This window comes from Megasphaera intestinihominis (genome assembly GCF_040096415.1).
GTDB lineage: Bacteria > Bacillota > Negativicutes > Veillonellales > Megasphaeraceae > Megasphaera > Megasphaera intestinihominis.
In genome coordinates this window covers 24,908-35,236 of the sequence record NZ_JBBMEU010000018.1, presented here as the reverse complement: position 1 = coordinate 35,236, position 10,329 = coordinate 24,908, and the positions used below count along the sequence as shown (strand labels likewise).

Sequence of the window (10,329 nt, the reverse complement as noted above, 5' to 3'; positions counted from 1 at the left end):
CTTGTCGAATTCCGGCCAGGTGCTGTAGGCGGCTGACGAAAAACCGCTGGTGCTGATGAAGGACAGGACCTGGAAAAAGCCGTAGCGCAGGTTATCCCAGCCGTCGTAGACGCCGAAACGCCACAAATGGAAGGATACGAGGCAGCCCGTGACGACGACGACGGTCAAAAAGGTCCGCCATTCGGCATCGCAGAAAAGGCTCTTGAAGTCGCGCCGTTCCCAGCTCTTCCAGTAGAGGAGGAAATTGCCGCTGGCCAGGAGCATGGATACAGCTCCGGCCGCTTCCAGGGCCAGGCTGTCATATTGAGAAAAATCGAAGAGCGAATCGCCGCCGCTGGTGGACATGGTCATGAGGCCCTGATTGACGGCCATGCCCAAAGGCAGGCCGGCCAGGACGTAGAGGACCATGGAAAAGGCCGTAATGGCCAGGTAGATGAGACCGGCCTGGCGGGCCGCTTCCTGCATGCGGGCCACCATGGGGCTGAAGGATACGCTCTGATGGACGGACAAGGTCAGGCCGAAACAGCCGCTGACCTGGGGCATGACCGATACCAGGAGGAGGATGAAGTTGAGGCCGCCGAGCCATTCCATGAGGCTGTGCCACAACAAGAGCGACTGCGGCAGGCCGGCCCCGCCGTCAGCCAGGCACGACGTCCCAGTCGTCGTAAAAGCCGAGACGCTTTCAAAGAAGGCGTCGACAGGCGATGCGAAAGTGCCGGCCATGACGTAGGGAATCATACCCAAAAGGCCCAGGAGGAACCAGGCCGATACCATGTACCAGGCCCCCTCCCCCGGTCCCAGGTGGCGTTTGTGATGGCGGCCGCGGTAACGGCAGAACGCCGCTGCAAGCAAGGCGGCGGCCAGGGCCGGGGCAAAATAGACCAGGCCCGCTTCACCCCACCACAAGGCGGACAGCAGAGGGATGAGCAGCGCCAGACCGTTGATCAGGGCCAGGCGGCTGACGAGATAAAAGACGATACTGCGGTTCATGGTCTATTCCCTGCCTTTGAAGTACTTCATGACCTTCTTGGAATATTCCGTCTGGATGAAGAGGATGATCCGGTCGCCGGCCATGAGGACGGACTGGCCGTTCGGGATATAGGCTTCGCCGTCACGGACATAGGCGCAGACCAGACATTCCTTGGGCAGGCGGACATCCATGAGGCGCTTTCCGGCTACGGGAGCCCCGTCCTGGACGATGACTTCCACGGCTTCAGCCTTGGCCCCTTCCAGGAGGGACACGGAGACGACACCGCCGCGGCGGGCAAAGGCCAGGACTTCGCTGGCCGACAAGAGGCGTGTCGACAAGACGATATCGACGCCGACCTTTTCCATGAGGTCGCCGTATTCGATGCGCGACACGCGGACGATGGTCTTCTTGGCGCCCAAGTGCTTGGCGATGAGGGCCAGCATGAGGTTCAGGCGGTCGTCATCGGTCAGGCAGATGACGACGTCGGCATCGGCAATGCCTTCCTGTTCCAGGAGGTCGATGTCCGTGCCGTCGCCGCAAATGGCCAGGCCGTTGTCCAGGAGTTCTGCCACCTGGCGGCAGCGTTCGCGGTCTTTATCGAAAATCTTGACCTTGATGCCTTCCTTGTCGAGCATGGGGGCCAAAAAACGGCCGGACCGGCCGGCGCCGATGATGATGACCCGTTCGACCATCTTCGTGTCGCTGGGGACGAAGTTCTCACTGAATTTCTCGATGGCCTTGGGGTCGCCGATGAAATACGCATTGTCGTGCGGGAACAGGCAGTCATCACCATGAGGGATGATCATGCGGTGATCGCGGAAAATCATGCCGGCCAGGATGGACGGCGGCATGTTCATATCCTTAAAGGGGATGTTGATGAGCGGCGAATGGCGGCGGACCTTGGTTTCAAAGAGCCGGACCTTGCCGTTGGCGAAGTCTTCGACGTTGAGGGCGGCCGGCGTCATGAGGATGCGGTTGATTTCACGGGCCGTGATCATTTCCGGATTGAGCATGAGGTCGATGTCGAAATTCTGCTTCAGATAATCCTTGGCTTCCGACAGGAACTGCATGTCCCGGATGCGGGCCGCCGTGTACTTGATGCCGTGTTTCTTGGCCATGATACAGGCGACCATATTGACTTCATCGACAGCCGTACAGGCGACGAGGATATCGGCACCGCGGATATCGGGATCGTTCATGGTAATCGGGCTGGCCCCGTTGGCCAGGACGGTCAATACATCGAGATTATTCTTGACGACTTCCAGCCGTTCTTCATTATGATCGACGACGACGACGTCGAATTGTTCATTCGATAAGAGCTCGGCAATACTGTACCCCAGCTTGCCGGCGCCTACGACAACGATACGCAAAGGAAAGACCTCCTTGTAAGTCGAAATAGAAAGGAGGCTGCCACACGAAGACAGCCTCTTTTTATACTTTAAGTTTGCAGTTTTTAGTTTGTAGTGAATGACTAAAAATTAAAACCCATCCTCTACAAACTACAAACGCTATACTACAACTTTTGAAGACAAAGGGCTCCACATGACGGCACAAACCACCATGTTCCAGCCCCTACAAATAGTATCACATTTTGTCCTTTTTGTACATCTTTCCTTTTCGCCGCCAAGGCGATGATCTGGCAGCCCTCTCCCCTTTGCCCCGAGCCAGCCAACACTCACCCTCAGGCCCGCGGCGCCAGGTGCTGCTTCTGTTCGTACATCTTGGTGTCGGCCCGATTGAAGACGGCCCGGTAGGCCGTGTCGCGTGTCTTGTCGTAGACGGCCATGCCTACGGAAGCGGCGAGTTGCGTCCACGGCTGAGCGGCACTCAGGTCGCGGATGTGTTCAAAGGCACGGACTTTCTCGAATAAGGCGTCCCGATGAGCATAGTCCTCGCCTTCGAGGATGACGACGAATTCGTCGCCGCCGATGCGGTAGACCGGGCTGTGCTTATAGATGCGGCAGACGGCCTGGCACAGGCGCTGTAAGGCGATGTTCCCCTTTTCGTGGCCAAAACGGTCGTTGACGTCCTTGAGCTGGTTCAAGTCGACCATGACCACGGCAAAGGCAGCCTGGCCGGCGGCGATTTTCTGGTTGAGGTCGTAGACCTTCCTGTTGTAGGCGGCGACGTTCTTGACGGCCGTCAGTTCATCCTGATAGGCCTGTTTCTGCATGGCGCCGACGTATTTGCGCATCCGTTCCATCGTATCGTTCATATGGCCTGCAAGCCGCCCGATTTCATCTTGAGCTGTACTGTCCAGAGGCTGGTCATATTCGCCGCGGCCCAGGCGGCGGGCGGCTTCACTGATGTCATGCAGGGGCCGGACGATACGGTTCGCCGCCCGGATAGCCAGGAGCGTCGACAACAGGCCGATGACGACGGTCACAGCCAGGATCCCGAAGGTCATGAGCTGGCGGCCGGCATAGATTTCCCGTTCCGGTGCCGTCACGCCCAGTTTCATGCCATTCTTCAAGGTCGCAAAGCCCATGGCCATGGGAATGCCCAGATAGTAATGGATCAAATGGGTATCCGTCGCTGACTGCTCCAGCAGCTCTCCGTGGCTGACGATATCGAAGCGCGGCTTGAACTCGTAGGCCACCTCCCTGCCATCGGGATGGAAATAAAAAGTCTGCCAGTCCTTGAAGAGGAAGCCGTATCCGCTGTCATAGACCTTCATGCTGCCGATGAGGTCGCAGAGCATGTTGAAGTCGATATCGACGCCGACGACGGCGACGAACTGGCCTTGGACGTAGACGGGCATGACGTAGCTGATTATGCGGACACCATTATTGTCATTGACGTAAGGTGTCGTCCACAAGGCCCTCTTCTCACGCAAGAGCTGATAATACCAGTTCGTCCGGCCCGCGTCGGCTTCCCCGTACGCCTCGACGGAGGTAATGGGCTGGGACACAAAATCATGACGCGCATCTTTGCGGGTATACCAGAAGCCGTCCGGCCCGCCGGCCAGGTCTTCATTGTAATGGAGGTAATAGCCCTGGACGCCGTCGATGCCGGATACAGCATTATAAAAAGACCGGCTAATCATGGCTTCCAGCCGGTCGCGGTTGGCTTTATTACGCAAGTCCTGGGGATTTTTGACTTCATGCTCGATGGTATGGCCGATATAGTGGACGATGTCTTCGGACTGCATGAAAATTGGATTCAGTGTCGTACTGGCGTGGATGGCCCGGCCAGTGAGGGTCTTGGCGGCGATTTCCGTCTCGCTGCGGTCGACGAGGAAGACGCAGAGGCTGCCGAAGACCAGGGTCAGCGTCAGGGAGACGCCGCAGATGACGGTCAAAAAGCGGGACCGTATAGTTTGCATCATGAAAGGGTCCCTCCTTTATGCAGCTGACAGGCCGGGCAGCAGAGCGCCGGCCGCACACAGGCCAGGGCCAATTTCCGACCGCTCCGGGGAACGGCGATGTACGTGACCTCTTTCCACGTATAGCCTGCATCCGCTCCTTTCTGGCGGAAGCGGAAGCAATCCGACTGGTCCCCTTGGGATAATTTCCTTTTGAGCGCCGTATAATCGGTGAAATCCAGGAAGCGCTGGCAGTCATCGGGATGGATACAGCTCCGGGCATAGTGCTGAAGGAACTGGCGCATGAAGAGGCATTTCTCCATGAGTTCCCCGGCTACGGCATGGCGCGAGAACAAGGGGATCCCGGCTGATTTGTCCAAGTCGATGAGGTAGATGACATCGTACAGGCGGTAGAGCTCATGAATGTGGACGTTCAGCGCCTCCTGCTCCTGGATGTGTTCGTCCAGGGTCAGGTTGTGCAGGGACACGGTCAGCATCCAGCACGACGGCATGGAGGCAACGAGTTCCGCCGTGAGCTGGACGTAGTAGCCCTTTTCCGACTGGAAGAGCGTTTCCAAATGACCGCTCTGCTTGAGGCCTTCCATGAGGTCCCGGAAATGGGCATAAAGCCGCGTTCCAGGCCGGTTGATGCGCAGTTCGGCACTGAGGGCCGTAATGCGGCCGAAACTGGCCAGCTGATCCCGATAGGCCTGATTGAGATAGACGTGATGGAATGCTTGGCCGTCGTATTCGACTAGGGCCAGGGACTGATGGGTCCGGCGGATGGCGGCGCTGGTTTTCTCGTAATAAGCTCGGCTGGCCGCATCTTCGAAAGACCGGTACTGGCCTTCCAGATAGGAAAATAAATCGTTCCAGAGCATGGGCTTACTGAAGAAATAGCCCTGGAGCTTCTCGCAGCCTACAGAGGCCAGGAAATCGACGTGTTTCTGCGTCTCTACGCCTTCGGCCAGGCTCTGGCTGCCGATTTCCTTGATCATGTCGACGGTATTGCCGATGATGGAACGGGCCTTGTCCGTCGACGACGAGAGGAAATGCGTATCCAGCTTGATGATATTGAAGTCATAATCCTTGAGGACGTTGAGCGACGAATAGCCGCTGCCAAAATCGTCCATGAGAATTTGGTAGCCAGCCTGGAGGAAGCGTCCCAGGGCCTCTTTGATGACTTCTTTATCGTGGACCAGCATGGTCTCCGTGATTTCCAGATGGATGAGGTCCCGCGGCAGGCCATATGTCCGGACCGTATCTTCGACGACCTGGAAGATGTCGCAGAGGAAAAAGTCCAGACGCGACAAATTGAAGGATACCGGGACGACGGGAAGCTGCTGATCCAGGCGGCGGCGCAGGGCCTGGCAGGTCTGGCGCAGGATGTAGCAGTCGAGTTTATAGATGTCGTGGTTCTTTTCCAGGATGGGAATGAAGCGGGCCGGCGACAGGAAGCCGACGACGGGGTCATTCCAGCGGGCCAGGGCTTCCATGCCGCAGACGGCACCGGTCAGGGTGCGGATGACAGGCTGATAATAGACCTGGATCCAGCCGTGCTCAATAGCGTCATCACAGTGTCCGGCAATGTAGTTGTTGACCGTAATCAGCTTCTGCAGGTCCTGGGTATATTCCAAGACGGAGACGCCCACTTCATCGCGGATGTGCTGGCAGGCGATTTTGGCATAATCCACGGCCAGAGCCGGGTCGACGACCTGATTTTCAGGAAAATGGTAGACGCCGGCCTTGATTTCCAGCTGGTACTTGCGATAGACCTGGCAGATGGATTCATGAAGTGTTTCCAGCTTTTCCCGCACAGATCCTTCTGGCGTGAGCAGCTGGAAGTGGTCATTGCGGCGACGCGACAAGAAGCCCTGCGGGAAGGTTTCCCGAATCATGGTGGCCAGGCCTTTCAGGCAGTCATCGCCGACGGCGACGCCATAGCGGATATTGACGAGCTTGAAGTTGATGACGTTGAAATAGACCAGGCAGTATCCCGACAGGAACTGACCGGATTCCATGAGGTCCCGGACATACTGGAGGAAGCGCCGGTTCCCGGGCAGGCCGGTCATGTTGTCGATGTCGCTGGTCAGGTATTTGCGGTCGTAATCGGCGATAAAGACGTAATAGACCTCACCCACGCCGGGCAGGGTGACTTTGCGGCTGAAGTGTTCTGCATAGCGTACGGTACCGTCACAGGCGATGACGCGGTAGCGGGCATAACTGGTCTGGCAGACGTCGCTCGCCGTCTGCTGGCGGATATTCTGTTCTACCAGTTCCCGGTCCCGCAGGTCGACCATGCCGCGGAAGCTGTGATGGACGTAGTCGGCCAGTTCTTCGTAAGAAGCGCAGCCCAAAAAGCCGATGACATAGTCACTGGCATAGAGCAGTGTTTCCCCTTCATCGGCTTTATAAATAAAGATTCCCCCGGCCAGGCTCTGGGGGATGCAGGCCGTCAAAGCGGCCTGGTCCTTCCCGTTCATTTGATGTTCCATGCGTCCATCTCCCGTCGTAATATATTTTATATTTCGTATATACCATCCGTATATTTCTGTATATATTTCTATTTCATTATATTACAAGCCTGACAGGAGTACAAGCGCCTAGTCGGCACCGGCCAGAGCCAGCAGGGCTTCAATGGGTGTCATCTTGCCCGTATCGGTCGTGCGGGACACGGCCGTCCGCACCAGGCCGGTCCGGGCATCGTACCATATTTCGTCATACGTGAGGGCAAAGTCATATTCTTTTCCCTTGAGGCGCCGCGCCTGGAACTGGCGGAGCAGGACCTCGCTGCAGCCGTTCTGCCGGGCCTGGCGCAGGGCTTCTCCCAGGGACTGTTCCCTGCGGGCAAAGACAGGATGCAGGCGGTAGCCGAGCTGGTCGTCGGCAGCCCGTTCCAGATAGGGCGTATCGGCCTGCAGGGCCTCGTCGAGGGTCAGGGACAAGGGCGGGACCCAGACCGGTGAGCCGAAAGGCCGGCCGCCATCGTCTGGCACAGCATGGCCCAGATAGGTTTCATAAGCCGTCTTGGCATCGTAATAACGGCGCAGAGCGGTGTCGGCATATCCGGCTATATCATGGGCAAAGCGGCGCGTCGTCGGCGCTGCCTGCCAGACCGTCTTGTCCGGGAACTGTTCATACGTGCGGGAAACGGCCTGTACGGCCTTTTCTACGGGATCGCCCTCCATGACGATGCGGTCCAGCCGGATGCGCCGGCCGTAAGCCTCATTAAAGGCGTCATTGCCGACAGCCGGAGCGCCGAAGGTCACGACCTGGAGCTGCGACGCACCCTGGTCGGCCAGGCGGGCCGCCGCCAGGACGGCGACGGCTCCGCCCAGGCTGTGACCGGTCAAGGTCAGCCGTTTCGGTGCATGGGCATCGGCAGCCAGCACCTGGCCTACGGTCTGGCCGCCATAGGGCGCTGCCAGAAGGGTCGTCGTGTAGTGGTCAAAGCCGGCATGGACGCGGCGGACGCCGTCCTTTCTAGCGGTCTTCCCGGCCGTGCCGCCGTAGGCGACGGAATGGAGGTTCAAATCGGACTTGATGTCGGCCAGGCTGGCCGTTCCGGTCACGGCCAGGAGCGTATCGTCCCCTTTCCGGGCCAGGTGGAACTTGGCTTCCGATTTATCATCCTTCTGGACCTGGCTGTCGATGTGCCAGCCCCGGCGCACCAGCTCCTGACGGGCTGCCAGACCGGGCCTGTCGCCGTAAGAAGCCATGGCCATCCAGGCACAGAGGGCTTCCTGCCGGGCCTGTTCATAAGCGGCGCGCGGCGAATCGGCAAAGACAGAAAAAGCTGTTGTCACGCAAAAAAGGCACGTGAAAACAGCTTTGTAACAAGAAGTGAACATAGGCTTTCCCCTTTCCAGCCCATCAGGGCTCGTAGGACAAAATGGAAAAGACTTCCCGGTTCGGATGGTGTGATTCTTCAAAATAGAGAGTCCGCTTCAGCTCCCGTTCCCATTCGGCTTTGCGCTTCTTGTCCTTGAGCAGGGCCAGGACGTCGGGATGGGCTTCGATGAGGATATCCCCTTTGATGTGGCGGACCTGGACCATATGGCGCAGGCGGCGGATGATCTGGATGGCCACGGTTTCCGGCGAATAGAGGTAGCCTGAACCGCCGCAGACGTCACACGGGCTGAACTGGACCTGGTACAGGCTCTGGCGGGCCTTCTTGCGGGTGATTTCCACCAGGTTCAGGGCCGTCATGCCCAAGACGCGGGTCTTGGTGCAGTCCTGCGCCGTTTCCCGGGTCAGGATCTGGAGGATTTCGTCGCGTTTCGTCGGCTGGGCCATGTCGATGAAATCGATGATGATGATGCCGCCAATATCGCGCAGGCGCAGCTGGCGGGCGATTTCCACGGCCGCTTCCTTGTTGACGTGGAAAATCGTGTCCTGCAGGGTCGAACCGTTACCGGTGTACTTGCTGCTGTTGACGTCGATGACCGTCAGGGCTTCCGTGTGGTCGATGACCAGATTGCCCCCTGACGGCAGGGGCACGATGCGCGACATGAGGTGGGTCAGGCTCTCTTCGATGGCGTACTGTTCAAAGATGGGCACCGTCCCTTCGTAGAGGCGGACGCGGCTGCGCCAGGCCGGGTCGGGAAAGACCTGGCAGATGCGTTCATAAGCTTCGCGGCTGTCGACGACGACTTGTTTGACGTCGGCCGTGAAATGGTCGCGGATCATGCGCATGACCAGGTCGGCTTCGCGGTATAAGAGGGTCGGCTTGCGGGACCGCTTATACCGCTGGAGGATGCTGTCCCACGTCCCCAGGAGATACTGCAGGTCCTTGAGGAGCTCTTCCCGGGAAACGCCCTTGGCGACGGTCCGGATGATGAGGCCCATGCCGTCGGGCTTGATTTCCGATACGATGCGGCGCAGGCGGTTGCGTTCTTCTTCATCGCGGATTTTCTTGGACACGCCGATGTAATCGACAGTCGGCATGAGGACGGCGTAGCGGCCGGCCAGGCTGATATTGGCCGTGACTTTCGGCCCCTTCATGCCCTGTTCGTCCTTGATGACCTGGACCAGGACGGACTGGCCCACGGAGAGGTGCATCTGCTGGATTTCTTCCTTCGACGCCGCCCGCGGGAACATGTCGCCCATATAGATGAAGGCGTTCCTGCGGCGGCCGATGTTGACAAAGGCAGCCTGCAGGGACGGCAGGATGTTCTGAATCGTCCCTTTATAGATATGGTTGACAATGTGCATGTCGTCATTGCGTTCGACAGCGAAATCACGAAGACGACCATCCTCCAGGATAGCCATGCGCGTTTCTTCTGGCATGACATTGCCTACGATTGTTTTCATCTTCTCATTCCTCCTGTGCGGGCAAATTGGTAATCGCAGACAGGCTATTTCACTAACAAGACGGCGAAATAACCCGTTTCTTTGGCGTCAGCCGCTTTTTCATAGACCCGTTCTCCCGGCAGGCCGCAGCGTTCGATCATCGACGCCTTGTCGAGGAGCTGCAGGTCCCGCAGTTCCTCCTGGATTGGTGCCAGCCGTCCCGAGGGCTTCATGATGACCTTGCTGCCTTCCAGGGCCAGCAGTTCTTTGCGGTGTGCATTGTTTCCGGGGATGACGATGAGGGCTTCATCCTTTTCGCACAGCGGCTGCTGGAGCTTGGCGGCGACGGCGCAGAAACTGGGCACGCCGGGCACGATTTCCGTGTCGTAGCCGGCCTCATGGACGAGGCGGTGGACGTAGATGCTGGTCGCGTAGACCGTCGGGCAGCCCAAGGTGATGAGGCAGACGTCGCGGCCCTGGTCGAGTTCGTCCTGCAGGCGGCGCGCCGCTTTCTCATGGGCTCCCTGGAGGACCTGGTCGTCGCGGGTCATGGGGAAATCCATGGCGATGACCATTTTATCTTCTAAGGAAACGCCACAGCCGTCCAGGGCCTTCAAGAGGATGCCCTGGGCCGTGACGACGCCGGTCCGGCTCTGGGGCACGGCCAGGACGGGACAGGTCCTGATGATTTTCAGCGCCTTCAGGGTCAGCAGTTCCGGGTCGCCCGGGCCGACGCCGACGCAATAGAGTGTACCTTTCATGA

7 protein-coding genes are annotated in these 10,329 nt (G+C 58.5%); all 7 read right to left on the bottom strand.

Annotation, left to right across the window (positions count from 1 at the left end; all coding sequences use genetic code 11):
- On the bottom strand, positions 1–990 hold a 990-nt coding region (locus tag WMO23_RS04465), incomplete at its 3' end, for a TrkH family potassium uptake protein (protein ID WP_349173336.1).
- 3 nt (positions 991–993) lie between these two features.
- Complete coding sequence (trkA, locus tag WMO23_RS04460; RefSeq protein WP_020309876.1) at positions 994–2,340, bottom strand: Trk system potassium transporter TrkA; 1,347 nt, start codon at positions 2,338–2,340, stop codon at positions 994–996.
- Positions 2,341–2,651: 311 nt separating this feature from the next.
- Entirely contained in the window at positions 2,652–4,298 is a 1,647-nt protein-coding gene (locus WMO23_RS04455) for a sensor domain-containing diguanylate cyclase (protein ID WP_349173334.1), read from the bottom strand.
- Positions 4,295–6,769, bottom strand: a complete 2,475-nt coding sequence (locus WMO23_RS04450; RefSeq protein ID WP_349173332.1) for an EAL domain-containing protein — start codon at positions 6,767–6,769, stop codon at positions 4,295–4,297. Before WMO23_RS04450 ends, WMO23_RS04455 begins: the two co-directional genes overlap by 4 nt.
- Before the next feature lie 108 nt (positions 6,770–6,877).
- Entirely contained in the window at positions 6,878–8,080 is a 1,203-nt protein-coding gene (locus WMO23_RS04445) for a lipase family protein (protein ID WP_192814514.1), read from the bottom strand.
- A gap of 67 nt (positions 8,081–8,147) precedes the next feature.
- A complete protein-coding gene (locus WMO23_RS04440; RefSeq protein WP_292105667.1) occupies positions 8,148–9,587 on the bottom strand; it encodes an Rne/Rng family ribonuclease in 1,440 nt (479 codons plus the stop codon).
- A gap of 44 nt (positions 9,588–9,631) precedes the next feature.
- Positions 9,632–10,327 carry a precorrin-2 C(20)-methyltransferase gene (gene cobI, locus WMO23_RS04435; RefSeq protein ID WP_239639553.1) on the bottom strand — a complete coding sequence of 232 codons (696 nt, stop codon included), beginning with the start codon at positions 10,325–10,327 and terminating at the stop codon, positions 9,632–9,634.
- Between the last annotated feature and the right edge of the window lie 2 nt (positions 10,328–10,329).

Bases quoted from the DNA above. Each gene is read 5' to 3' on its own strand.
- WMO23_RS04455 (WP_349173334.1), bottom strand. From the start codon at position 4,298: ATGATGCAAACTATACGGTCCCGCTTTTTGACCGTCATCTGCGGCGTC.
- cobI (WP_239639553.1), bottom strand. From the start codon at position 10,327: ATGAAAGGTACACTCTATTGCGTCGGCGTCGGCCCGGGCGACCCGGAA.
- WMO23_RS04450 (WP_349173332.1), bottom strand. From the start codon at position 6,769: ATGGAACATCAAATGAACGGGAAGGACCAGGCCGCTTTGACGGCCTGC.
- WMO23_RS04440 (WP_292105667.1), bottom strand. From the start codon at position 9,587: ATGAAAACAATCGTAGGCAATGTCATGCCAGAAGAAACGCGCATGGCT.